The organism is Tistrella arctica (genome assembly GCF_039630945.1).
Classification (GTDB): domain Bacteria; phylum Pseudomonadota; class Alphaproteobacteria; order Tistrellales; family Tistrellaceae; genus Tistrella; species Tistrella bauzanensis.
In genome coordinates this window covers 360,669-384,135 of record NZ_JBBKTV010000006.1, presented here as the reverse complement: position 1 = coordinate 384,135, position 23,467 = coordinate 360,669, and the positions used below count along the sequence as shown (strand labels likewise).

The following is a 23,467-nucleotide window of genomic DNA, read 5'->3' as shown; positions in this document are numbered from 1 at the left end:
TTATAGGACCGCCCCGAAAGCGCGTCCAATCAATTCGGGCCATGGATTTCAGCCGCTTGACCGGTGATTTCATCGGGAACGGCCCCGGCTTGCGGCTCCACCGGCTCCTCGGCCGGCAGCAGGCAGGTGACTTCGGCGCCGCCACCCGCGGCATCGCCGATCAGGATATGGCCGCCGTGAAGCTCGATCAGGCTGCGCGCCAGCGGCAGGCCCAGCCCGACGCCGGCCTTGCGCTCGCCCCGCCGCCGGCGCCAGAAGCGCTCGAACACCTGCTCGCGTTCGTTCTCAGGGATGCCCGGGCCTTCATCGGCGATGGTGATGGCAACCATCACGGGTGCATCGGTGTCGGCAACGGCCTCAGCAACGGAACCGGGCGCCGGTTCGGTGCCGGGGGCGACGAGCCGGGCCTGTATCCGCACATGGCTGTCGGATGGCGTGAAACGCAGGGCGTTGCCCAGCAGATTGTACAGCGCCTGACGCAGCCGGAGCCCGTCGGCCATGATGACACCGGTCTGCGCCGGACAATCGAGGTCGATGGTGACCGAGGCGGCGCGGGCGCGCTGGCGGGCCAGATCGGCCACCGATCGCAGCAACTGGCAGACATCGACCGGGCGGCGGGTGAGGGTGACGTCGCCGGCATCGATCGAGGCCAGATCGATCATGTCGTTGATCAGCACCAGCAGGTGTTCCGAGGCATGAACGATGTCTTCGGCATAGCCGCGCTGGCGCAGGTTCAGGGTGCCGGCCATCTCGCTGGCCAGAAGCTGGGCGAAGCCGATCACCGAATTCAATGGTGTGCGCAACTCATACGAGACATGGGCCACGAATTCCGATTTCAGCCGGTCGGCTTCCGCCAGGGCGGTGGCGCGATCCCGCAAGGCCCGTTCCACCCGGATGGTATCGGTGACATCGTCGATTGAAATCAGCGCCGCGCCATCGGGCAGCGGCGTGCCGGCGACCAGGAAGAAGCGGTCGCCCTTGAGTTCCAGCATGACCTCGCCACGCTTGCGTTCAGCCAGGGCGTCGGTGACCACGCCGCGCAGCAGGCTCACATCTTCCGCGCGCGCCATCAGCGGCCGCGCCGCCTGGGCCACCCGTTCCAGCGGCGCCTCGGCCAATCCACGCCCGGGATCATGGCCACGCCCGGGATCATGGCCACGCCCGGGATCAAGGCCACGCCCGGGATCCAGCCCGCGCCCGGGGTCAAGATCCAGCAGCCGGCTGAAGGTGGGGTTGACCAGACCCAGCCGGCCATCGGCACCGATCACCGCCAGGCCTTCGGCCAGACTGTCGATGGTGGCGCGCTGGACCGCGATCAGGGTGTTGTACGACCGCTCCAGCGCCAGCCGGTCGCTGACATCCTCGTAGATATGCACCAGACCGCCCTGGCGATGGGGGGCGATGATCACATGCAGGGTGCGGCCGTCGGGCAGATGGACCAGTTCCTCCATCGGCGCGAACAGGCTGGTATAGAAGGCCAGACGCTCGCGTTTCCAGGCAGGGAAATTGACCACTTCCGGCAGGCGTCGGGCTTCCCGCAGCCGCTCCAGCACCTCGGCCTCACGCGGGCGCTGGTCAAGGAAGGCGGCATCCATCTGCCACAGCCGGGCAAAGGCGCCGTTCCAGAAATTCAGCCGGGTGTCGGCGCCATAGACGGCGATCCCACTGGTGACGCTTTCGAACGCCTCGATATAGCCGGCCTCGGCGCGTTCGAGCTCGGCTTCGGCTTCGGCGAGGGCGGTGGTGTCGAGGGCGAGACCCACGGCCGGACGCTCGCCCGCGGGCGGCAGTTCGATCACCTCGAACACCCGGCGGTTGCCATGGGTGACCAGGGCACGGCGTTCGCGCAGCGGCTTGCCGCGATCGCGGGCGTTGCGCGCCAGGGCGCGGGCCTGGCCGATCAGGGCGCGGGTGGCAAGCTCGGGCCCGCCGCCATCATCGTCCATCGGCCCCAGGCTGTTGAACGCGGCATTATGGCCGGCGATCTCGTTGCCGACCCCGCGCCACCAGACCGGCAGCGGCAGCGCATCGAACACATGGGTCAGCAGGTCCGCGCGGGTCGACGCGGCGTGGAATTCAAGCCGGGTGATTGAATGCAGGCGGCGCTCCGCGGCGAGTTCTGCCTCGGCGCGGTGGGCCCGGTCAGACATCTGGCGGAAGCGGGCCCGGGTTCTGAACACGATCATGACGAGACCGGCACAGAGGACGACGAGCGGTGCTATGACGATCAGATCCATGGGCCAGAGTGTAGGCCATGCGCGCGCACGGCCGCAATCACGGCCACGATGGCCATGGCAGATCGGGAACCTGAACGCAGATCGCCGCCGCGGGGGCGATCCCCGCGGCGGCGAACTGGCTGGAGTGACGGGTGCCCGACCCGGGCTGCGGCGGTCAGTAGCGATAATATTCCGGCTTGAACGGGCCCTCGGCGGGAATGCCGATATAGGCGGCCTGTTCGGCCGACAGCTTGGTCAGCTTCACGCCCAGCTTTTCCAGATGCAGCGCCGCGACCTTCTCGTCGAGATGCTTGGGCAGGGTGTAGACCTTCTTGTCATAGGCGGCGGCGTTGGTCCACAGCTCGATCTGGGCCAGCACCTGGTTGGTGAAGGACGCGCTCATCACGAAGCTGGGATGGCCGGTGGCGCAACCCAGGTTCACCAGCCGGCCCTTGGCCAGCAGGATCAGGCGCTTGCCGTCGGGGAAGCTGATCTCGTCGACCTGCGGCTTGATCTCGTTCCACTCGTAATTCCGCAGCGCCGAGACCTGAATCTCGCTGTCGAAATGACCGATATTGCAGACAATCGCCCGATCCTTCATGTCACGCATGTGATCGAGGGTGATGATGTCGAGATTGCCGGTGGCGGTGACGAAGATATCGCCCTGAGGGGCGGCCTCTTCCATGGTGGTGACCTGATAGCCGTCCATGGCGGCCTGAAGCGCGCAGATCGGATCGATCTCGGTGATCAGCACCCGGGCGCCCTGGCCGCTCAGCGCCTCGGCCGAGCCCTTGCCGACATCGCCATAGCCGGCCACGACCGCGACCTTGCCGGCCAGCATCACGTCGGTGGCGCGCTTGATGCCGTCGATCAGGCTTTCGCGGCAGCCATAAAGGTTGTCGAATTTCGACTTGGTGACGCTGTCATTCACGTTGATCGCCGGGCAGGCCAGCTTGCCGGCCTTGGCCATCTCATAGAGACGCAGCACGCCGGTGGTGGTCTCTTCCGAGATGCCACGGACGTCCTTGATCAGATCGGGATACTTGTTGTGCATGATCAGGGTCAGGTCGCCGCCATCGTCCAGGATCATGTTGGGCGACCAGCCGTCGGGCCCCTGAATGGTCTGCTCGACGCACCACTCATATTCCTCTTCCGTCTCGCCCTTCCAGGCGAAGACCGGAATGCTGGCCGCGGCGATGGCGGCCGCGGCCTGATCCTGGGTCGAGAAAATGTTGCACGACGACCAGCGGACCTCGGCGCCCAGCGCGATCAGGGTCTCGATCAGCACGGCGGTCTGGATGGTCATGTGCAGGCAGCCGGCGATGCGGGCGCCGGCCAGCGGCTGGGCCGCGCCATATTCGTCGCGCAGCGCCATCAGGCCCGGCATCTCGGTTTCAGCCAGCGAGATTTCCTTGCGGCCCCACTCGGCGAGGCTGATGTCCTTGACCTTGTAGTCGGCGAACGTGGTCATCGAGGGCGCTCCATAAATGCGGGCGGTGCAGGGGTCATTCGGGCGGTGCCGGGTCATTCGGGCGATGTCGGGCCAGATGCGGCTGCTGGCAAACCGAAATCCGGACGCACGGAGCCTCCCGCACGACCATCAGGTGCATCCGTTATAGCCCCGACCACCGCCTGGCGGCAAGGGAATATAAAGCTATCTTTATATGGTAATATGCGAGACGTGCGGTTGCATGCGGCGGGTGCTGATGCCGCTCCCTGCGGGATAAGGCTATTCGTCTTCCTCGAACCGTGCGGCGACCAGGGCGACCAGGGTGTCCATGGCGCGGGCGGCATCCGGGCCGCTGATCGCGATGTCGATGGTGCAGCCGGGGCTGGCGGCCAGCATCATCAGGCCCATGATCGACCGGCCCGACACGGTCTGGCCGCAGCGGGTGACCTGGATGTCGGAGGTAAAGCTGTCGGCCGTCTTGACGAATTTGGCCGCGGCGCGGGCGTGCAGCCCACGGCGGTTGACGATTTCAACCGTGCGGGTCAGCGGCGCACCGGTGCTTTCCGCCGGCGCGCCGGACCCATCGGTCCCCTGTCCCCCGATCCCCACCGGCATGGCTCAGCGACCATCGCCGGCGAGCAGGGTGCTCGCGACATTGATGTATTTGCGCCCGGCATCCTGGGCGCTGACCACGGCCTTGGCCAGCGGCTCGGTCTCGCGGACGCTGGCGAGCTTGATCAGCATCGGCAGGTTCACACCCGCGATCACCTCGACATGCGCCCGGTCCAGGATCGAGATCGCGAGGTTCGATGGCGTGCCACCGAACATGTCGGTCAGCACGATCACCCCGTCACCGCCATCCACTGCCGCCACGGCATCGATGATGTCCTGGCGGCGCTTCTCCATGTCGTCATCGGGGCCGATGCAGATGGCACGCATGGCTTTCTGATGGCCGACAACATGTTCAGTGGCGGCCACGAACTCATCCGCAAGCCGGCCATGCGTCACCAGTACCAGACCGATCATCGGTTCTGTCGTCACCTTGGTTGCGGAGGGTGCTGTGGCGGGGATCCCCCCGGCGCCAGACGGCCCCGGGCCACGGCCCCTCGTTTCAGGATCGATGCTGCGTCCCAGGCGGCACCGGCCGCAATCCGCCGGGTTCCGGCAGGTCGCGATGGCGTACTGTAACCCGCCACCCGTCCCGCCTCAATTGCTCTGCGAGACGTTCGGTCACGAACACTGATCTATGCTGGCCGCCGGTGCAACCGATGGCGATGGTGAGATAGGATTTACCCTCGCGGGCATAGGCCGGCAGCAGCAGGCGGATCAGATCGAGGCTGCGATCAAAAAACGCCCCGAACAGCGGATCGGCCGCCACATGGGCACCGACGGCGGCATCGAGGCCGGTGAGCGGGCGGAGCAACGGATCGTAATGCGGATTGGACAGAAACCGCACGTCGAGCACCAGATCGGCATCGCGGGGCAGGCCGCGACGGAAGCCGAACGAGGTGACGGCAAGCTGCAGACCGGGCGAGCCGCCGAAGGCGAACAGTTCCGCCGCCCGGCGCCGGAGGTCGGTGAGGCTGAATTCGCTGGTGTCGAGCACGACATCGGCGCGATCGCGCAAGGGCTGGATCAGCGCGCGTTCGTCGCGGATGCCATCCTCGACCGGCCGGTCATCGGCCGCCGACAGCGGATGACGGCGGCGGGTTTCGGTATAGCGGCGATAGAGCACCTCGTCGTCGCAGTCCAGATAGACCATGGTGGTGACGAGGCCCGGCACACGGGCGATCTGCGCCAGCGACTGTTCGACCGCCGCCACATCGAAGCCGCGGGTGCGGACATCGATGCCGATGGCCAGCGCATCGCCCGGGGCCATCGCCTCCACCGCCGGCGCCACCAGCCGCACCGGCATGTTGTCGATGGTCTCGTAGCCCAGATCCTCGACCGATTTCAGCAGCGAGGTGCGCCCGGCGCCCGACAGCCCGGTGATGATCAGCAGCCGGGCCGTGGAGGCCGCCGCAAAGGCGGATGAGGCGGCAGGATCCGGACGGCTGTCGATGGTCATGCATGCCTCCGCGCGGGGTCGATCTCGGCTGAGAGTGCCGCGCGCAACCGGGCGGGGGCCGATGCCTCCACCGCCACCAGGTCGATCACCGGCACCGCGATGCCGGCCAGATCCAGATGGCGCCGGCCGGGCAGGCGCTCGATCGGGTGGCCGGGCCGCCGCAGTAGCGCCACCAGCCGCACCGATGCCTGATCGGCAGCACCGACCCTGAGGATGCCGACGCCCCGGACCTCGATCAACCCGAAAAGCGCACGTGGCGCGCGCGCGACCGGCCAGCGTGCCTCATCCGCCGCATCCGTCGCGGGCGGGCGGATGATCACGCGGTCGTCGGCGACGAGTTCGGCGCCGGCATCGATCAGCCGCAGGGCCAGATCGGATTTACCGACACCACTGTCGCCGATCAGCAGCACACCGGCGCCGGCGATCCGCACGCAGGTGGCATGGATGCTGGGAACGGGTGGCTCTGGCGGGATGGCTGAAGGCTGCCCGGTTCCGGTCAACATGGGCGGCGCTGTCCGATATGGATGGGCCGTTGCGGGGGCGATCCGCCGGGCGCCGGGATGCCGGGCGCCGGGATCAGGCGGCCTTGCTGGAGGCGTCGTCGATCAGCAGTGCATAGAGGGCATCGGCGGTGTCGGAGCCGCGCAGCTTGTCGCAGACCCGTTCGTCGCGCAGCAGCCGCGATACCCGCGCCAGCGCTTTCAGATGATCGGCCCCGGCCGATTCCGGGGCCAGCAACAGAAAGATCAGGTCGACCGGCTGGTCGTCGACGGCATCGAAATCGATCGGCCGTTCCAGCCGGGCGAACAACCCCTGAACCCGTTCCAGCCCGGCAAGCCGGCCATGGGGAATCGCGACGCCGTTGCCGACACCCGTGGTTCCCAGCCGCTCGCGTTCGAGCAGGGTTTCAAAGATGGTCCGCTCGTCGATGCCGGTAAGTTCCGCCGCACGCTGCGACAGATCCTGAAGAACCTGCTTCTTGCTGCTGGACTTCAGGGATGCGAAAACCCCTTCGGCGCGCAGCAGATCCGCGATCTCCATGACAACAACCTCTTGTCGGAAAGCCCGTGGCCCTGGTCTGAAGATGCGCCGGGGCTCAACAGTGCCTGGGCTCCGAAGTGATTGGCGCCGGGGAACGGTCCCATGTCTGGTCCCTGCCCCCCGGTTGCCGCGCTCCGGGGCAACCTGCCCCGAAGCGGTGGCCGGGACGGTCAATCCGGAATGCGCGGATCCACCCAGCCGATATTCCCGTCGTCGCGCCGATATACAAGATTGAGGCCGCCATGTGCCTTGTTCCGGAACAGCAGCGCGCTCTGATCGGCGAGGTCCATGTGCATCACCGCCTCGCCCACCGTCAGCGACAGGATCGCGGTGTCGGTTTCGGCGATGACCACCGGGTGGCCGGTGGTCGCGTCCTCACGCTCGACCGGCTCGTCCTCCTCGGCGGCCAGAACGTAGGCGCGGGCCGGGATGGATGCAAATGAATTCTGTGCAGCCTCGGTCCGGCCGTCGTTGCGGTGATGATCCCTGAGCCGGCGCTTATAGCGTCGAAGCTGCTTTTCTGCGCGATTCAGCGCCTGATCGAAGGCGACATAGATCTCGTCGGACTGACCCGATGCCTTCATCATCACGCCACGCCGGGCATGAACGGAAATATCGCAACGGAACAGGTGCGCATCGCGACCGAAGGCGACCTGGGCATCGATGGCGTCGTCGAAATACTTGCTGACACCGCGATCCAGTTCTTCGGCGACGTGGCTGCGCAAGGCATCGCCGACGTCGATCTGCTTGCCTGAAACGGTAAGCTGCATGGTCCCTCGCCTGTCGCTTGTCCGCGTGCCGGTCACAGGGGGCCATGACGGATGGCAGGCCGCCGACCGTTGTGGCCGATCCGGCGCGGATCGTTGACGGAGGTCCGCGGCCGGTCTCCCCTCCGGACGCGGCCCCTTCCATGGGGGCGCGGTTGCGATCGGCTCAGCGCTTGGCCATCTTGGCGCGACGCCGCTGGACCGACGATCCGATCCCCATCCCCTCCCGATACTTTGCGACAGTTCTGCGCGCGATGTCGATGCCATCCGCCGACAGAAGCTCAACGAGCTTGTCGTCGGACAGGATCGCCGTGCCGCTTTCGCTGTCGATCATTTCCTTGATCCGGTGACGCACCGCCTCGGCCGACACCGATCCCTGGCCGTCGGCGGTGGCGATGGCGGCGGTGAAGAAGAATTTCAGCTCGAACAGCCCGCGTGGGGTGGTCATGTATTTGTTCGCGGTCACCCGGCTGACGGTGCTCTCGTGCATGCCGATCGCGTCGGCGATGTCACGCAGGGTCAGCGGCCGGAGATGGCGGATGCCATGGGCGAAGAACCCGTCCTGCTGGCGGACCAGTTCGCCCGCCACCTTCAGGATGGTGCGCGCCCGCTGGTCCAGCGCCTTGACCAGCCAGCTCGCGGTCTGCATCCGCTCCGAAACGTAATCGCGCTCCACCTTCGACTTCACCTGCGACGAGATGACGGTCGCATAGGCATGATCGATCAGCACCCGCGGCAGGGTTTCGGGGTTCAGCTCGATCTGCCAGCCGCCATCCGGGCGCGGTTTCAGCAGGATATCGGGCACCACGGTCTGCATCGGCTCGGCGCCGTAGCAGAGCCCCGGGCGCGGGTCCAGGGCCCGGATCTCGCGGACCATGTCGTCGAGGTCGTCGTCATCGACCCCGGTCACCCGCCGGAGCCGCGCGCGGTCGCCCTGAGCCAGCAGGTCCAGATGCGCGAGCAGGGCCTGCATCGCCGGGTCCAGGCGGTCGCGCTCGGCAAGCTGCAGCGCCAGGCATTCGGCCAGATCGCGGGCGAACACGCCGGTCGGGTCCAGCCCCTTCAGCCGGACAAGCACCGCCTCCACCCGTTCGGGCTCGACGCCCATCATCTGGGCGGCCTCGGCGGGGCTCGCGGTCAGATAGCCGTTTTCGTCCAGCAGGCCGATCAGCACGGTGGCGATCGCCCGGTCGATGCCGTGCGGGATCTCGACCGCGACCTGGTCTTCCAGATGGCGCGACAGGGTGATCGACTGGCTGGTGCGGGCCTCGAAGCCCTCGTCGTCGCCATCGAAATTCATGTCGCCGCCGCGACCGGCCGGGCCGCCGGCATCGAAGCCCAGCCCGGGATCCATGTCCATCTCGCGCTGGGCGGCGGTTTCCTGCCCCGGCGGCGGGCCGTCGCTTTCGAACATGCCGGACAGGTCGGTGTCGAGCGGTGCATGATCGGCGTCGGGCATCATCCCGCTTGCCACCAGATCGCTGATATCGGTGCGGTCCTCGGCATTGAAGACGGTGTCGAAATCATCGCCGCCGCCGGGTGTCCCGTCGCCACCCGCGCCATCACCGCCGGCCCCCTCGCCGGCGGGGCCGTCGCCGCCGAAGCGCTCGCCCCCGGGATCGCCCCCCACCGTGATGGCGGCGGGCTCGTCGCGATCGTCGGCGCGCACCAGCAGCGGGTTCTGGAGCAATTCGTCGTCAACGAAAGCAGTCAGTTCAATATTATTCAACTGCAACAGCTTGATGGCCTGCTGCAACTGGGGTGTCATCACCAGCGCCTGAGAGAGCTTTATGTCCAGTCTCTGGCTGAGCGCCATGCACGTGTGATCCCTAGAGGCTGAAACGGTCGCCGAGATAGACCCGACGCACGTCGTCATTGGCGACGATGTCCTCGGGCGACCCCTCCATCAGCACCGTTCCGTCGTGCAGGATGTAGGCACGATCGATGATGTCGAGGGTTTCGCGGACATTGTGGTCGGTGATCAGCACGCCGATGCCGCGATGTTTCAGATGCGACACCAGTTCGCGGATGTCGGCGACCGCGATCGGATCGATACCGGCCAGCGGCTCGTCGAGCAGGATGAAGCCGGGGTTGGTGGCGAGCGCCCGGGCAATCTCCACCCGCCGCCGTTCACCGCCCGACAGCGCGATGGCCGGCGTGCGCCTCAGATGGCTGATCGAGAACTCGGCCAGAAGCTCGTCGAGCATGGTCTCGCGCTTGTCGCGCACCGGCTCGGCGACTTCGAGGGTCGCCCGGATGTTGTCTTCCACCGTCAGTCCCCGGAAGATCGAGGCCTCCTGTGGCAGATAGCCGATGCCGAGCCGCGCGCGGCGATACATCGGCAGGGCGGTCATGTCGTCGCCATCGAGCAGGATGCGGCCGTAATCGGCCGAAATCAGCCCGGTGATGATGTAGAAGCAGGTGGTCTTGCCGGCGCCGTTGGGGCCAAGCAGCCCCACCGCCTCGCCGCGCGCCACGTTGAGCGACACGTCGCGCAGAACCGGACGCTTCTTGTAATGCTTGCCCAGCGACTGCGCGACCAGCCCCGGCGGCACGGGGGCGGCCGGGTTGATCGGTGTGACGGGCATGGTCGCGGTCTGGCTGGAGGCGGTCACGATGTCGCGGCTCTCGATCCGTGGATGGCAATGGCGGCAACGGATGCGCCGCCGTTGTGGGCGTCGTTCCGGTCCGGTTGGCTTCAGTTCCTCTTCTCGGGCACGAACAGGCCGCGGACCGGGCCCTTGCGGCCACTTTCCAGCGTGCTGTTGCCTTTGTTCAGGTCCAGCACCAGCCGTTCGCCTTCAAGCTGGCTGCGGCCCTGGGTCAGCTTGACCGCGCCGGTGAGGGTGACCACACCACGTGAGACGTCATAGATGCCCACGCCGCCCCGGGCGCTTTCGTTCGGGGTGATGATCTGGACGTTGCCCTCGGCCTCGATCTTCGAGATCTCGCCCGCGGCATCGGCCAGACCGCCACCGCCGGGCGAGGCGGGGGCATCCGACCCGCCGGTGCCTGCAGTGTCGGCGGGCGGCGCCTGATTGGTCTCGCCGGACACATGGACCTTCAGCACGTCGGCATAGAGCGTCATGGTGCCCTGGACCGCCTTCACGTCGCCGCGGAAGGTGGCGACCCGGTCGACATCCGACCATTCCAGCGACTGCTGGGCGGTGATCTCGATCGGCTGGGTGGTGTCGATGCTGCTGGTGCGCAGCGCGCTCTGTGCCCGGGCGATACCGGGGGCCAGGATGGTGCCGGCCGTGAGCGCGATCATGGCGGCCAGCGCCGCCATGATCAGGGGCAGAGGCCGCCTGCCGGCGCGGTGGGGCGCCGGGCCGGTTTCGGCCGGATGGCTCAACGTCATGCTCGCTCTCAAGGTCATCTGTCCACGCCTGGGTAGCCCGTGACCCGCACGGGGCCGTCGAAGGTGATGGTCTCATGTTCCCGCCGGACGGTGAAGCCGGCGGCGTCGATCGTGCCCACGGGACCGTGGGCCACCACCGCATGGTCGCCACGGATCGTGCCACTGTCGAGGTCGGCGGCCACATGTTCCGTCTGCATCGCATAGCCGGTCTCGGCGATCACCTCGACCTGGCCTTCCAGTTCCAGCCGCTCGTCGTCGCGGTTGAACGTGCCGCTTTTCGCCCGGATCGCGAGCCAGGTGCCGTCGGAGGCGGTCATATCGGCACGGATGACCTTCAGCGTCACCTCCGGGCTGTCGACCGCCGGCTGTGTCGCCTCGTCGGCCTCGACCCGGAACGGCTTGCCCTCGCCATCGACGCCGGTGAACCGGGGCGAGACCATCCGCAGGGCGTCGACATCGTCGCGGATGATTCCAGAATATCCTATATGGCTGTCGCCGCCGACGCCCGTCAATTGCGACCACACGAGCACGAGCACGATCAAACCCGCGCCCAGCGCCGGCAGCAGGATGCGCGACAGGCGCACGAACCGGCTGTAGCGGCTGCGCCGGCGCGGGCCCGCGGGTGCCGCCGGTGGCGTCATGGTCTTGCGTGGCTGTGCCGGATCGGGCGCGGGCGGGGTCTGGCGGAGATCGTCACCGGCCATGGCTCAGGCCACCCCGGCGCGCAGGCAGTCGTGGACATGCAGGATGCCGGCCGGGCGGCCCTCGTCATCGACCGCGAACAGGGCGGTGATCTTGAAATCGTTCATGATCGCCAGCGCTTCGGCGGCCAGCGCCCGCACCCGGATGGTTTTCGGGTCGGCGGTCATCACCTCGCCCACCGGCCGCGCGGTCAGGTCGGGGCCCATATGGCGGCGCAGATCGCCGTCGGTGACGATGCCGGCAAGCCGCCCCTGGCCATCGATCACGCCGACGCAGCCGAAGCTTCGGGCGCTGATCTCGATCAGGGCCTCAGACATCGGCCGGTCGGGGGTGATCAGCGGCAGCGCCTCTGGCCCGTGCATGATGTCGGCGACCTTGATCAGCCGCGCGCCCAGCTTGCCGCCCGGATGAAACACCCGGAAATCCTCGGCGGTGAAGCCGCGCCGGTCGAGCAGCGCCATCGCCAGCGCATCGCCCAGCGCCAGCGTCATGGTCGTCGAGGTGGTGGGTGCCAGCCTGAGCGGGCAGGCCTCGGGCACCGCCGGCAGGATCAGTGCCACATCGGCCGCTTCGGCAAGCGGGCTGCCGGCGCGGGCGGTGATGCCGACCAGCGGGATCGCGAAGCGCCGGGTATGGGCCAGGATGTCGGACAATTCGGGCGTCGCCCCGGAATTCGACAGCGCCAGAACCGCATCGCTGCGGGTGATCATGCCCAGGTCGCCATGGCTGGCCTCGGCCGGGTGCACGAACTGCGCCGGTGTGCCGGTGGAGGCGAGGGTGGCGGCGATCTTGGCCCCGACATGGCCGCTCTTGCCCATGCCGGTGACGATCACCCGGCCGGTGGTGGCGTGGAGCCGGTCGACCGCGCGGCCGAATTCCACGCCCAGCCCCGCGCGCAACGCCTCAAGCCCGGCCGCTTCCAGCGCCAGGGTCTGCTCACCGGCGGCGATCGCCCGGCGGGTCGCATCGGCCATGGGCTCGGTATCGGGCATCGGCTCGGTATCGGGCATGGGCTCGGCGTCGGTCATGGAAGCGGCTTCCGGATGTGGCGACGGGCGGGGCACGTCGTTTCGACAACCAATATGGCGCCGCCGGCCCGGCCATACCAGCCCGCCCCCTGCCGCGCGCCCGGCTCGGAAATGGGGCGGCTCGGAAATGGGGCGGCCCGGGAGGGGGCGCCTGGGAGGGGGCCGGCAGAGCGGGGCCGGGTCAGTGCGAGAAGATGTCGGGCTCGTCCCAGCCCATCAGGTCCAGGCGCGCGCGGGCCGGCAGGAAATCGAAGCAGGCCTGGGCCAGCCCGGTGCGTCCCTCGCGCGCGAGCATGTCGTCCAGCACCCGCTTCGCCGCATGCAGGTGCAGCACGTCGCCGGCGGCATAGGTCTGCTGTTCCGGGGTCAGCGTGTCGGCGCCCCAGTCGGACGACTGCTGCTGCTTGGAAATCTCGGCACCGATGGTCTCGCGCAGCAGGTCGCGCAGACCATGGCGGTCGGTATAGGTGCGGATCAGCTTCGAGGCGATCTTGGTGCAATAGACCGGGCGGCAGTCGATGCCGAGCCGTTCATGCAGCACCGCCAGATCGAAGCGCGCGAAATGGAAGATCTTCAGCACGTCTGGCGACGACAGCAGGGCGGCCAGCCGCGGCGCCGTGGTCTGGCCGCGGGCGACGCGCACCAGATGAGCATCGCCGTCGCCCACCGATAACTGTACCAGACACAGCCGGTCGCGACGCGGCTTCAGGCCCATGGTCTCGGTATCGATGGCAACCGATGCCGGCAGCCCGAACCCCTCGGGCAGATCGCCCTCGTGCAGATGGATGGTCATCCGGCCGTCGCTCCTTCAGATGGCTGTCGCACGGGGCAGATGGCTGTCGCATCGGGTGGCCGTGCCGCGTGGTGTCGCAGGGTTTTAGCGCATGCGCCCCCCATGCGCCAAGCCCGCAGGCCATCTGACCGCCCTGCTGCGTTTTTGTCACCGGCCGGCATGGGGCGGCCGGTTTCCCGGCGGCTGCGCGGTTGCGGCGTTGCGTCATCGGCGCCCGCGGATTATGTGTAAGCCTGCATTGACGTGTCCGGCCATGGGACACGGAGGCCCACGGATCGCCGGCGCCCCTCGACGCCGCCGGACCAGACAGGGAGAGGGGTTGAGAGCCCATGAAAGATCGTCTCGTCACGGTATTCGGCGGCTCGGGCTTTCTTGGCCGCTATGTGGTCCGCCGGCTGGCGCAGACCGGCGTGCGGCTGCGCGTTGCGGTGCGGGATGCCGATCGCGCCCTGTTCCTGAAGCCGGCCGGCGATATCGGCCAGATCGCCATCGTCACCTGCGACGTCACCGATCCGGCGCAGGTGCGCGCGGCGCTGGCCGATGCGACCGACGCGGTCAACCTGGTCGGCATTCTGGCGGAAGGCGGCGGTGCCCGTTTCGACCGGGTGCATGCCGACGGTGCCGGCAATATCGCGCGGGCCGCCGCCGATCTGGGGCTGACCTCGCTGGTTCATGTCTCGGCGATCGGTGCCGACCCCGACAGCCCGTCTGCCTATGGCCGCAGCAAGGCCGCGGGCGAGGCGGCGGTGCGGGCGGCTTTCCCCAAGGCCGTGATCCTGCGGCCCAGCATCATTTTCGGCCCCGAGGATGATTTCTTCAACCGCTTCGCCGGCATGACCCGGATCTCGCCGGCGCTGCCGCTGATCGGCGGCGGCACCAGCCGCTTTCAGCCGGTCTGGGTGGTGGATGTGGCCGAGGTGGCAGGCCGCGGTGTGGAAGAGCCGGCCCTGGCCGGGCGGACCTTCGAACTGGGCGGCCCCCGGGTCTATACCTTCGGCCAGATCCTGGAATACATCCTGACCGTGATCCGCAAGCATCGGGGGCTGATCCCGATGCCCTGGCCGCTGGCCGGGCTGGTGGCGAAATTCGGCGACCTGCTGCCGGCCGGCATCGCGCCGCTGACCACCGACCAGTTGAAGATGCTGAAGCAGGACAATGTGGTGGCCGAGGGCGCCGAGGGCTTCGCCGCTCTGGGCCTCCGCCCGACCCCGATCGAGGCGGTCGTGCCCGAATATCTTATCCGCTATCGCGCCTGGATCCACCGCCCGCGCGACGGTGCCGCCGAAAGCTGAGACCGCGGCAGCCGGTGTGAGCCGGCGGCCAGACATGTCCAGCACGCAGAACCGGCCGGCCCCGCATGGGACCGGCCGGTTTTTTTATGGGAATTTTCGTGAGGACGCGCGCGCCGGCCGGCTTTGGTCGGGTCAGGCCGCCAGCGACACCCCGACCAGGATCAGGCCGAGGAGAACGCGATAGACCACGAAGATGGTGAAGCTGGCCCGTTTCAGCCAGCCCATCAGGGCGGCGATGGCAACGAGCGCGGTGACGCAGGCCAGCAGGGCTGCAAGACCGGTATCGGCGGTGAGCACCGGCACCTTGGCCTCGGCGATTTCCAGGCCCAGCAGCAGGCCGGCGGCCAGGATGGTCGGGATCGAGATCAGCATCGAGAACCGGGCCGAGGCCTCGCGGTCGAAGCCGAGCAGGCGGCCGGCGGTCATGGTGATGCCTGAACGGCTGGTGCCGGGGATGATGGCGACGATCTGCGCCAGACCGAAGATCAGCGCGTCGCGGAAACCGAGGCCTCGGCCGTCGGTGCCCATGGCGCGGGCCTGCGGGCAGCGCTGGTCGACGACATAGAGCGCCACACCCCAGATGATCGACGACAGGCCCAGCACCATCAGCGACCGGCCGCCATGTTCCACCCAATCCTTCAGGAAGGGGGCGACGATCACGATCGGGATCGTGGCGATGATCACGTTCAGCGTCATCCGCGCGCCGGGATCGGCAAGGTCGCCGCGGACCAGCCGGGCCAGCCCGCCCAGCATCAGGATGACGTCGGCGCGGAAATAGATCATCACCGCGACCAGCGTGCCGATATGGACCGCGATATCGGCCGCCAGCCCCTGATCGGGCACGTCCAGCACCAGCGGCACCAGGATCAGATGCGCCGATGACGAGATCGGCAGGAATTCTGTGATGCCCTGGACGACCGCCAGAACGATGATGTGAAGAAGGGTCACGGGCGAGCCTCGGTCCTCTGGAGCGGAAAGAGCCGGCCTCTGGAACGGAAAGAGCCGGTATATAATGGCCGGGTCGTCGTCGACATGGCGGCGGCCGCGCCTCATATACCATGGCAGAGATGGCTGCGGCCAGATGCCGCGCTGCAACAGCCTGACGGGGGCTGCGCGGTTAGAATTCCGCAATCGCAAAGGCTTGACGGCATATAGGTCAGGAAATGCGACCATTATTCCGTTATCCGGCCGCTGGCCACCTGCGAATCGCTCGCAATTGGTCGGCGGCATCATAAAAATAGTCTCGTATCGGTCCTATTGGTCGGTTTTTGCTCGCCAGCCGGTTTCGGATGGCGTATATGACCTACGAAGGCCTCTGTGTGCGCGGGGTCGGGGCATCGCCATGTTCGGTCCGCCCCGCCAGCGCGCCCGGCGTCTTCCGTCCGCCCCCGGGGCGGACCCTGACGCCGCGGCCAAGACCGACCCCGCTGCCGGAGCATGGTTCTCCGTTCAGCCGGTCGACCGGACGACGCCGCTGTCAGGGTCGGCACCGGGACGCCCGCCACCGGCATCGTTTCCGTCACCGGCGCCACGTCCTCTGTGGGTCAAGGCCACCGTGGCGGCGGATCGCCTGCTTCGGATGTGTCGACAGCGCGGACGACTTCTGAACGACAGGCTGCAGAACCACCCACCGGGTGCATGGCATGGTCCTGAAAGGGCGTGCCCGCACCCCAATGGACTTGCTTCACGAGCCGCACACCCGCGCCATCCGGGCGGATCAGTGCGGACACCCGAACCCCTGCCGGGCCCGATGGCCCGGCCCACGGTCGAAGGACGAGGACCATGGCGCGCAAGCTGATGCAGTTCACCCGTATCGAGCAGAAAATGCCCGAGAAGCGGACCGCACAAACCCGCGCGCGTGATTTCGACGAGATCTACAAGGGTTTCGTGCCGGAACAGGCGGCGACGCAGGCGTCGCGGTGCTCGCAGTGCGGCATTCCGTTCTGCCAGATCCACTGCCCGCTGCAGAACAACATCCCCGACTGGCTGAAGCTGACCGCCGAGGGCCGGCTTGAGGAAGCCTATGCCATCTCGTCGGCGACCAACACCTTCCCTGAGATCTGCGGCCGCATCTGCCCGCAGGACCGGCTGTGCGAAGGCAATTGCGTCATCGAGAAGGGCTTCAACTCGGTCACTATCGGCTCGGTCGAGAAGTACATCACCGAAACCGCGTTCGAGAACGGCTGGGTCAAGGCGCCGGCGCCGGCGCGCGAGCTTGGCCTGTCGGTGGGCATCATCGGTGCCGGTCCGGCCGGGCTTGCCGCCGCCGAGGCGCTGCGCAGCCGTGGCTATGAGATCCATGTCTACGACCGCTATGACCGCGCCGGCGGACTGATGATCTATGGCATCCCGAATTTCAAGCTCGACAAATCGGTGGTGACGCGGCGCTGGAAACTGTTCGAAGAGGGCGGCATCCAGTTCCATATGGGCGTGGATATCGGCCGCGACGTGACCATCGCCGAGCTGCGCCAGCGCCATGACGCGGTGCTGATCGCGACCGGCGTCTATCAGTCGCGCGAGATCAAGGTGCCGGGCGTGGGGCTGGACGGCGTGGTCAAGGCGCTGGATTTCCTGACCGCGTCCGACCGCATCCATCTGGGTGACGATCTGCCCGCGGCCGACCGTCAGGCGCTGACCGCGAAGGACAAGCACGTGGTGGTGGTGGGTGGCGGCGACACCGCCATGGATTGCGTGCGCACCTCGATCCGCCAGGGTGCCGCCTCGGTGACCTGCCTCTATCGCCGCAACCGGCAGAACATGCCCGGTTCGCAGCGCGAGGTGGCGAACGCGACCGAAGAGGGCGTCACCTTCGAATGGCTGTCGAACCCCGAGGCCTTCCTTGGCAACGAGCGGGTCGAGGCGGTGCGCGCCGTGCGCATGCGCCTGGGCGCGCCCGACCCGTCGGGCCGGCAGTCGCCGGTGGTGGTCGAGGGCAGCCAGTTCACGCTGAAGGCCGATCTGGTGATCAAGGCGCTGGGCTTCGACCCCGAGGATCTGCCGGTGCTGTTCAACACGCCCGAGCTTGCCACCACCCGTTGGGGCACGCTGAAGACCGACATCCGCAGCTTCATGACCAATATCGAGGGTGTGTTCGCCGCCGGCGACATCGTGCGCGGCGCCTCTCTGGTGGTCTGGGCGATCCGCGACGGCCGCGATGCCGCCGAGCAGGTCGACCGCTATATCCGCAACCGCATCACCGCGGCCGAGCAGTCGGCAGCGGCCAGTTGAGCGCCTTGACGGGAGTCCGAGACATGTCCGAGATCAACCGTTCCTCCGCCGAGGCCTTCGTTGCCGATTATCGCCGCAACAAGGCGATGCTGGAAGCGGCCCATGCCTATAACCCCGCCGACGAGCACGATGCCTGCGGTGTGGGGCTGGTCGCGTCGATCGACGGCACGCCGCAGCGGCGCGTGGTCGAGGCCGGCATCACCGCGCTGTCGAACCTGATGCATCGCGGCGCGGTGGACGCCGACGGCAAGACCGGCGACGGCGCCGGCATCCATCTGCAGATCCCCAAGGATTTCTTCCGCGAGCATATCGAGCGCACCGGGCACAAGATGCGCGAGGGCAGCGAGCTGGCCGTGGGCCAGGTGTTCCTGCCGCGCAACGACTTCGCCGCCCAGGAACTGTGCCGGACGATCGTGGAAAGCGAGATCCTGGAGCTCGGCTACACGATCTATGGCTGGCGCCAGGTGCCGGTGAACACCCGCGCGATCGGCGAGAAGGCAGCGGCGACGCGGCCCGAGATCGAGCAGATCATGATCGCCAACGACAAGGGCAATGACGTCGACGCCTTCGAGCGCGACCTCTATGTCATCCGGCGGCGGGTCGAGAAGAAGGCGCGCGAGGCCAGTGTCGCCGACTTCTATATGTGCTCGCTGTCCAGCCGCTCGATCATCTACAAGGGCATGTTCCTGGGCGAACAGTTGACGGTGTTCTATCCCGATCTGCTCGACGAGCGGTTCGTGTCGAATTTCGTCGTCTATCACCAGCGCTATTCCACCAACACCTTCCCGACCTGGTCGCTGGCCCAGCCCTTCCGGATGCTCGCTCATAACGGCGAGATCAACACGGTGCGCGGCAACAGCAACTGGATGAAGAGCCACGAGACGCTGATGGTCTCGGAGACCTTCGGTGCCGCGGGCGAGGACATCAAGCCGCTGATCCCGCAGGGCAGCTCCGACTCGGCCGCGCTGGACGCGGTGTTCGAGGCGCTGTGCCGCGCCGGTCGCTCGGCGCCGCTGGTGAAGCTGATGCTGGTGCCGCCGGCATGGTCGAAGGTGCCGGATGTGCCGGAAGCGCACCGCTCGCTCTATGCCTATCTGAACACGGTGATGGAGCCCTGGGACGGCCCGGCGGCGCTGGCGGTCTATGACGGCCGCTGGGTCGCGGCCGGCATGGACCGCAACGGCCTGCGCCCGATGCGCTATGCGATCACCGGCGACGGGCTGCTGGTGGTGGGCTCGGAAGCCGGCATGGTGCCGATCACCGATCAGGAGATCGTGCAGAAGGGCCGCGTCGGCCCCGGCGAGATCCTGGGCGTGGATCTTCAGGAGGGGCGGCTGTATCACGACCGCGCGCTGAAGGACAAGCTGGCGGGCGAGCATGATTATGCGTCCTGGGTGGGCAAGACCACCCGGCTCAACAGCCTGATCGATCAGGTGCCGGTGCCGCAGCCGCGGTTCACGGCCGATGAGCTGCGCCGCCGTCAGTTGGCGGTGGGGCTGACCATCGAGGATCTGGAACTGATCCTTCATCCGATGGTGGAAGAGGGCAAGGAGGCCGTGGGCTCCATGGGCGACGACGCGCCGATCGCGGTGCTGTCGAGCCACTACCGTGGCCTGCACAATTTCTTCCGGCAGGAATTCAGCCAGGTCACCAACCCGCCGATCGACCCGCTCCGCGAGGAGATGGTCATGACGCTGGACACGCGCCTGGGCAATCTGAGCAACGTCTTCGCCCATGACGAAAGCCAGATGAAGATCTTGCTGCTCGACAGCCCGGTGGTGACCAACCGCGCCTATGCGGCGATGCGCCGCTATATGAAGGATCGCGCGGTCGAGATCGACTGCACCATGTCCGCCGAGGGCGGCGAGGGCGTGCTGAAGAAGGCGTTGGAGCGGATCCGCCGTGAGGCGGAGGATGCCGTGCGCGGTGGCGCCGAGCACGTGATCCTGACCGACGAGCGCATGGACGACGCCAATGTCGCGGTGCCGATGATCCTGGCCGCCGGCGGCGTGCACACCCATCTGGTCCGCCAGAAGCTGCGCACCTTCTGTGCGGTGAACATCCGCTCGGCCGAATGCCTTGATGTGCATTACATGGCGGTGCTGATCGGTGTCGGCGCCACCACGGTCAATGCCTATCTGGCGGAAGAGGCGATCTATGACCGCCATCGCCGGGGCCTGTTCGGCGACATGTCGCTGGATCAGGCGCTGGAGAACTTCAAGCATGCCGCCGATCTGGGCCTGCTGAAGGTGCTGTCGAAGATGGGCATCTCGGTGATCAGCAGCTATCGCGGCGCCTATAACTTCGAGGCGGTGGGGCTGTCGCGGTCGCTGGTGGCTGAATTCTTCCCCGGCATGTCGTCGCGCGTCTCTGGGATCGGGCTTGCCGGCATCGAGCGCAAAACCCTGCGCCAGCATGGCCGCGGCTTCACCGGCAGCACGTCGATCCTGCCGATCGGCGGCTTCTATCGCTATCGCGCCAAGGGCGAGGCTCATGGTCATGACGGCCGGCTGATCCACATGCTGCAGACGGCGGTCGCGAGCGACAGCTATACCCTCTACAAGAAGTACAGCGACGGCGTGCACGCGCTGGCGCCGATCCATCTGCGCGACCTGCTGGACTTCAAGACCAACCGCAAGCCGGTGCCGCTGGACGATGTCGAGAGCATCACCTCGATCCGCAAGCGCTTCGAGACCCCGGCCATGTCGCTGGGCGCGCTGAGCCCCGAGGCGCATGAGACGCTGACCATCGCCATGAACCGGATCGGCGCCCATTCCAACTCGGGCGAGGGCGGTGAGAGCCGCGACCGTTTCCAGCCGCGTCCGAATGGCGACAACGCCAATTCCGGCACCAAGCAGGTGGCCTCCGGCCGGTTCGGTGTGACCGCCGAATACCTGAACAACTGCCGCGAAATCCAGATCAAGGTGGCGCAGGGCGCCAAGCCCGGCGAAGGTGGGCAGTTGCCCGGCTTCAAGGTGACGGTCGAGATTGCCAAGCTCCGGCATTCCACGCCCGGCGTGATGCTGATCTCGCCGCCGCCGCATCACGACATCTATTCGATCGAGGATCTGGCCCAGCTCATCTATGACCTGAAGCAGATCAATCCGGATGCCGAGGTGTCGGTGAAGCTGGTGGCCCGGTCGGGTATCGGCACCATCGCCGCCGGCGTCGCCAAGGCCAATGCCGATGTGATCGTGATCTCGGGCCATAATGGCGGCACCGGCGCCTCGCCGCAGACCTCGATCAAATATGCCGGCGTGCCCTGGGAAATGGGCCTGTCGGAAGCCAACCAGGTGCTGACGCTGAACCGTCTGCGCCACCGGGTGCGGCTGCGCACCGATGGCGGCATCAAGACCGGCCGGGATGTGGTGATCGCGGCCATGCTGGGCGCCGAGGAATTCGGCATCGGCACCACCTCGCTGGTGGCGATGGGCTGCATCATGGTCCGCCAGTGCCACAGCAACACCTGCCCGGTGGGCGTGTGCACGCAGGATCCGGCGCTGCGCGCCAAGTTCGACGGCACGCCTGAGAAAGTCGTGAACCTGTTCACCTTCATCGCCGAGGAGGTGCGCGAGATTCTGGCGCAACTGGGCGCGCGGTCGCTGAACGACATCATCGGCCGTTCGGATCTGCTGTCGCAGGTCAGTCGTGGCAGTGCTCATCTGGACGATCTGGACCTGAACCCGATTCTGGCCCAGGCCGATCCGGGCGAGCTGCCGCGCTATTTCTCGCTGCCCGGCCGCAACCCGGTGCCCGACACGCTGGACGCGCAGATGATCGTCGATGCCGCCCCGGCATTGAACGAGGGTGAGAAGATGCAGCTCACCTATAACGTCCGCAACACCCACCGTTCGGTCGGCACGCGGTTGACCTCGAAGATCGTGCGCCGCTTCGGCATGGACGGGTTGCAGCCCGGCCATATCACCGTGCGGCTGCGCGGCTCCGCCGGCCAGTCGCTCGGCGCCTTCGCGGTACAGGGCCTGAAGCTGGAGGTGATCGGCGATTCGAACGACTATGTCGGCAAGGGCCTGTCGGGTGGCACCATCGTGGTGCGTCCGCCCTTCGTGACCAACCGCAAAAGCAACGAGAACGTCATCATCGGCAACACCGTGCTGTATGGGGCGACCTCGGGCGAGCTGTTCGCGGGCGGCCAGGCCGGTGAACGCTTCTGCGTGCGCAATTCGGGCGCCGAGGCGGTGGTCGAGGGCTGCGGTGCCAATGGCTGCGAGTACATGACAGGCGGTACTGTGGTCGTCCTGGGGGCTGTGGGCCACAATTTCGGTGCCGGCATGACCGGCGGCATGGCCTTCATCCTGGATCGCGACGGCTCTTTCGAGCGCCGGGTGAACCCGGAAACCCTGGTCTGGCAGCGCATCGCCACGCCCCACTGGGAAACGGTGCTGCGCCGGCTGATCGAACGCCATGTCGAGGAAACCAAGTCGGCTTTCGCCCAGAACCTGCTGGACGATTGGGACCGCACGCTGGACCGGCTCTGGCAGGTGGTGCCGAAGGAGATGGTCTCGCGCCTGGAACACCCGCTGAACCCGGAAGAGGTGGAGGCGGTGACCGCCTGAGCGGGTGCCCGTCAAGGGCGCGTGATCTGACGCGTGTGGCCTTGAGGACGAGGCCGGACGACGGACCGGGAAGCGGCGGGCATCGGCAACGATGCCCGCCGTTTTTGTGTGGACGCATCGGCTGATGCCGGTATGGCAGACGGGCGCCTGTTCCATATGTGATGTATTCGTTTCTTATGGTGAGAATAAACCCATTTTTGGGCTGATTAGGTGACGGAATCTTCCGCTTGCGGATTTACACCGGGAAAATGTTCCAATAAGTTGATGTTCGCGTAGAAAAAACGCGCAACCAGACAGATCCCAAGCCATGGCGGGTCAATCCTGCTAAGCGGCCGGCACTGCCACAGGCATGCCGGAATGCGCTGGTGCGCCCAGACGAGGACACATGCAGATGCGGACTCTGAGAACCGGCATGGCCGCCAGTCTTTTCAGGCGGGCAGGCGGAGATGTCTGGACAGGCCAGGTCCATTCCCTGTCACGGCACCATGAATGCGTGCCACTTCAGGTCGGGGGGGAGCGGTTCGTGGTGGAATTCCGCACACCCCATTTCCTGACCCAGACACAGCTTCATCAGGACATCCAGTACACCACCATCGATGGCGGCACGTTCCTGCCCAAGCTGGATCATCGGGTGATCAATGTGGCGCGTCATGCCGATGACGATGGCCTGCGCAATCTGTGCACGATGGCGGATGGTGGCGCGCCCGCCGATTGGGATGGCTTCGCCAGAGCGGTTCGCGCCGCGGTGGTGACCTATTACCGGCAGGCCCCTCATGCGGGCCAGTATTTCTGCCGGACCGACGCGGACAGCCGGGCCATGGTGCTGTCGATTTTCTATCCGGTGCCCGATGACGTCGGGGATCGATATCTGCTCGACCTCCACGACGAACTTGCCGATCCGTTCATCGGCTTCACGCTGGTCTCGAAGGCCCTTTGAGCGGAGACGC

Annotated in this window: 19 protein-coding genes; 4 read left to right on the top strand and 15 right to left on the bottom strand. The window is 67.1% G+C overall.

The window, feature by feature from the left end:
* Positions 1-29: 29 nt before the first annotated feature.
* From WG924_RS15790 to WG924_RS15725, 14 genes are all read right to left on the bottom strand, one after another.
* Positions 30-2,150, bottom strand: a complete 2,121-nt coding sequence (locus WG924_RS15790) for a sensor histidine kinase (RefSeq protein WP_345934028.1) — start codon at positions 2,148-2,150, stop codon at positions 30-32.
* Between the two features lie 241 nt (positions 2,151-2,391).
* The gene (gene ahcY / locus WG924_RS15785) at positions 2,392-3,687 is read right to left on the bottom strand and encodes an adenosylhomocysteinase (protein WP_345934027.1); all 1,296 of its coding nucleotides are present in this window, start codon (positions 3,685-3,687) and stop codon (positions 2,392-2,394) included.
* 258 nt (positions 3,688-3,945) lie between these two features.
* Complete coding sequence (locus tag WG924_RS15780; RefSeq protein WP_345934026.1) at positions 3,946-4,281, bottom strand: HPr family phosphocarrier protein; 336 nt, start codon at positions 4,279-4,281, stop codon at positions 3,946-3,948.
* 3 nt (positions 4,282-4,284) lie between these two features.
* A complete protein-coding gene (locus tag WG924_RS15775) occupies positions 4,285-4,692 on the bottom strand; it encodes a PTS sugar transporter subunit IIA (RefSeq protein WP_188576524.1) in 408 nt (135 codons plus the stop codon).
* Between the two features lie 85 nt (positions 4,693-4,777).
* Complete coding sequence (gene rapZ, locus WG924_RS15770; protein WP_188576522.1) at positions 4,778-5,734, bottom strand: RNase adapter RapZ; 957 nt, start codon at positions 5,732-5,734, stop codon at positions 4,778-4,780.
* Positions 5,731-6,237 carry an HPr kinase/phosphorylase gene (locus WG924_RS15765; RefSeq protein ID WP_345934025.1) on the bottom strand — a complete coding sequence of 169 codons (507 nt, stop codon included), beginning with the start codon at positions 6,235-6,237 and terminating at the stop codon, positions 5,731-5,733. Before WG924_RS15765 ends, rapZ begins: the two co-directional genes overlap by 4 nt.
* A 73-nt stretch (positions 6,238-6,310) precedes the next feature.
* Complete coding sequence (gene ptsN / locus WG924_RS15760; protein ID WP_188576518.1) at positions 6,311-6,775, bottom strand: PTS IIA-like nitrogen regulatory protein PtsN; 465 nt, start codon at positions 6,773-6,775, stop codon at positions 6,311-6,313.
* Between the two features lie 170 nt (positions 6,776-6,945).
* Complete coding sequence (gene hpf / locus WG924_RS15755) at positions 6,946-7,545, bottom strand: ribosome hibernation-promoting factor, HPF/YfiA family (RefSeq protein WP_345934024.1); 600 nt, start codon at positions 7,543-7,545, stop codon at positions 6,946-6,948.
* A 163-nt stretch (positions 7,546-7,708) separates the two neighbouring features.
* The gene (rpoN, locus tag WG924_RS15750; protein ID WP_345934023.1) at positions 7,709-9,358 is read right to left on the bottom strand and encodes an RNA polymerase factor sigma-54; all 1,650 of its coding nucleotides are present in this window, start codon (positions 9,356-9,358) and stop codon (positions 7,709-7,711) included.
* A gap of 13 nt (positions 9,359-9,371) precedes the next feature.
* Positions 9,372-10,130, bottom strand: a complete 759-nt coding sequence (lptB, locus tag WG924_RS15745; protein WP_345934142.1) for an LPS export ABC transporter ATP-binding protein — start codon at positions 10,128-10,130, stop codon at positions 9,372-9,374.
* 110 nt (positions 10,131-10,240) lie between these two features.
* Positions 10,241-10,903, bottom strand: coding sequence for an LptA/OstA family protein (locus WG924_RS15740; RefSeq protein ID WP_345934021.1), 663 nt, complete (start codon positions 10,901-10,903; stop codon positions 10,241-10,243).
* A 14-nt stretch (positions 10,904-10,917) separates the two neighbouring features.
* Positions 10,918-11,607: an LPS export ABC transporter periplasmic protein LptC gene (gene lptC / locus WG924_RS15735; protein WP_345934019.1), complete on the bottom strand. Its 690-nt coding sequence runs from the start codon at positions 11,605-11,607 to the stop codon at positions 10,918-10,920.
* Positions 11,608-11,610: 3 nt separating this feature from the next.
* The gene (locus WG924_RS15730; protein WP_372044860.1) at positions 11,611-12,633 is read right to left on the bottom strand and encodes a KpsF/GutQ family sugar-phosphate isomerase; all 1,023 of its coding nucleotides are present in this window, start codon (positions 12,631-12,633) and stop codon (positions 11,611-11,613) included.
* 181 nt (positions 12,634-12,814) lie between these two features.
* Complete coding sequence (locus tag WG924_RS15725) at positions 12,815-13,426, bottom strand: ribonuclease D (RefSeq protein WP_345934018.1); 612 nt, start codon at positions 13,424-13,426, stop codon at positions 12,815-12,817.
* A 329-nt stretch (positions 13,427-13,755) separates the two neighbouring features.
* Between WG924_RS15725 and WG924_RS15720 the strand changes: the two genes are divergently transcribed.
* Positions 13,756-14,718: a complex I NDUFA9 subunit family protein gene (locus tag WG924_RS15720; RefSeq protein WP_345934017.1), complete on the top strand. Its 963-nt coding sequence runs from the start codon at positions 13,756-13,758 to the stop codon at positions 14,716-14,718.
* A 132-nt stretch (positions 14,719-14,850) separates the two neighbouring features.
* Here WG924_RS15720 and WG924_RS15715 read toward each other — a convergent pair whose 3' ends face one another.
* Positions 14,851-15,666, bottom strand: a complete 816-nt coding sequence (locus WG924_RS15715) for an undecaprenyl-diphosphate phosphatase (protein WP_345934016.1) — start codon at positions 15,664-15,666, stop codon at positions 14,851-14,853.
* A gap of 834 nt (positions 15,667-16,500) precedes the next feature.
* Here WG924_RS15715 and WG924_RS15710 point away from each other — a divergent pair.
* The 3 genes from WG924_RS15710 to WG924_RS15700 all read left to right on the top strand — a co-directional run bounded on the left by WG924_RS15710 (position 16,501) and on the right by WG924_RS15700 (position 23,457).
* Complete coding sequence (locus WG924_RS15710) at positions 16,501-17,946, top strand: NAD(P)-dependent oxidoreductase (RefSeq protein WP_345934015.1); 1,446 nt, start codon at positions 16,501-16,503, stop codon at positions 17,944-17,946.
* A gap of 23 nt (positions 17,947-17,969) precedes the next feature.
* A complete protein-coding gene (gene gltB, locus WG924_RS15705) occupies positions 17,970-22,520 on the top strand; it encodes a glutamate synthase large subunit (protein WP_345934014.1) in 4,551 nt (1,516 codons plus the stop codon).
* A gap of 412 nt (positions 22,521-22,932) precedes the next feature.
* Positions 22,933-23,457 carry a hypothetical protein gene (locus WG924_RS15700; RefSeq protein ID WP_345934013.1) on the top strand — a complete coding sequence of 175 codons (525 nt, stop codon included), beginning with the start codon at positions 22,933-22,935 and terminating at the stop codon, positions 23,455-23,457.
* Positions 23,458-23,467: the final 10 nt, after the last annotated feature.

What these genes read in the sequence shown, in the direction of transcription:
- WG924_RS15790 (WP_345934028.1), bottom strand. Translation starts at nt 2,150, where the DNA reads ATGTCTGACCGGGCCCACCGCGCCGAGGCAGAACTCGCCGCGGAGCGC.
- ahcY (WP_345934027.1), bottom strand. Translation starts at nt 3,687, where the DNA reads ATGACCACGTTCGCCGACTACAAGGTCAAGGACATCAGCCTCGCCGAG.
- WG924_RS15780 (WP_345934026.1), bottom strand. Translation starts at nt 4,281, where the DNA reads ATGCCGGTGGGGATCGGGGGACAGGGGACCGATGGGTCCGGCGCGCCG.
- WG924_RS15775 (WP_188576524.1), bottom strand. Translation starts at nt 4,692, where the DNA reads ATGATCGGTCTGGTACTGGTGACGCATGGCCGGCTTGCGGATGAGTTC.
- rapZ (WP_188576522.1), bottom strand. Translation starts at nt 5,734, where the DNA reads ATGACCATCGACAGCCGTCCGGATCCTGCCGCCTCATCCGCCTTTGCG.
- WG924_RS15765 (WP_345934025.1), bottom strand. Translation starts at nt 6,237, where the DNA reads ATGTTGACCGGAACCGGGCAGCCTTCAGCCATCCCGCCAGAGCCACCC.
- ptsN (WP_188576518.1), bottom strand. Translation starts at nt 6,775, where the DNA reads ATGGAGATCGCGGATCTGCTGCGCGCCGAAGGGGTTTTCGCATCCCTG.
- hpf (WP_345934024.1), bottom strand. Translation starts at nt 7,545, where the DNA reads ATGCAGCTTACCGTTTCAGGCAAGCAGATCGACGTCGGCGATGCCTTG.
- rpoN (WP_345934023.1), bottom strand. Translation starts at nt 9,358, where the DNA reads ATGGCGCTCAGCCAGAGACTGGACATAAAGCTCTCTCAGGCGCTGGTG.
- lptB (WP_345934142.1), bottom strand. Translation starts at nt 10,130, where the DNA reads ATGCCCGTCACACCGATCAACCCGGCCGCCCCCGTGCCGCCGGGGCTG.
- WG924_RS15740 (WP_345934021.1), bottom strand. Translation starts at nt 10,903, where the DNA reads ATGACGTTGAGCCATCCGGCCGAAACCGGCCCGGCGCCCCACCGCGCC.
- lptC (WP_345934019.1), bottom strand. Translation starts at nt 11,607, where the DNA reads ATGGCCGGTGACGATCTCCGCCAGACCCCGCCCGCGCCCGATCCGGCA.
- WG924_RS15730 (WP_372044860.1), bottom strand. Translation starts at nt 12,633, where the DNA reads ATGACCGACGCCGAGCCCATGCCCGATACCGAGCCGATGCCCGATACC.
- WG924_RS15725 (WP_345934018.1), bottom strand. Translation starts at nt 13,426, where the DNA reads ATGACCATCCATCTGCACGAGGGCGATCTGCCCGAGGGGTTCGGGCTG.
- WG924_RS15720 (WP_345934017.1), top strand. Translation starts at nt 13,756, where the DNA reads ATGAAAGATCGTCTCGTCACGGTATTCGGCGGCTCGGGCTTTCTTGGC.
- WG924_RS15710 (WP_345934015.1), top strand. Translation starts at nt 16,501, where the DNA reads ATGGCGCGCAAGCTGATGCAGTTCACCCGTATCGAGCAGAAAATGCCC.
- gltB (WP_345934014.1), top strand. Translation starts at nt 17,970, where the DNA reads ATGTCCGAGATCAACCGTTCCTCCGCCGAGGCCTTCGTTGCCGATTAT.
- WG924_RS15700 (WP_345934013.1), top strand. Translation starts at nt 22,933, where the DNA reads ATGGCCGCCAGTCTTTTCAGGCGGGCAGGCGGAGATGTCTGGACAGGC.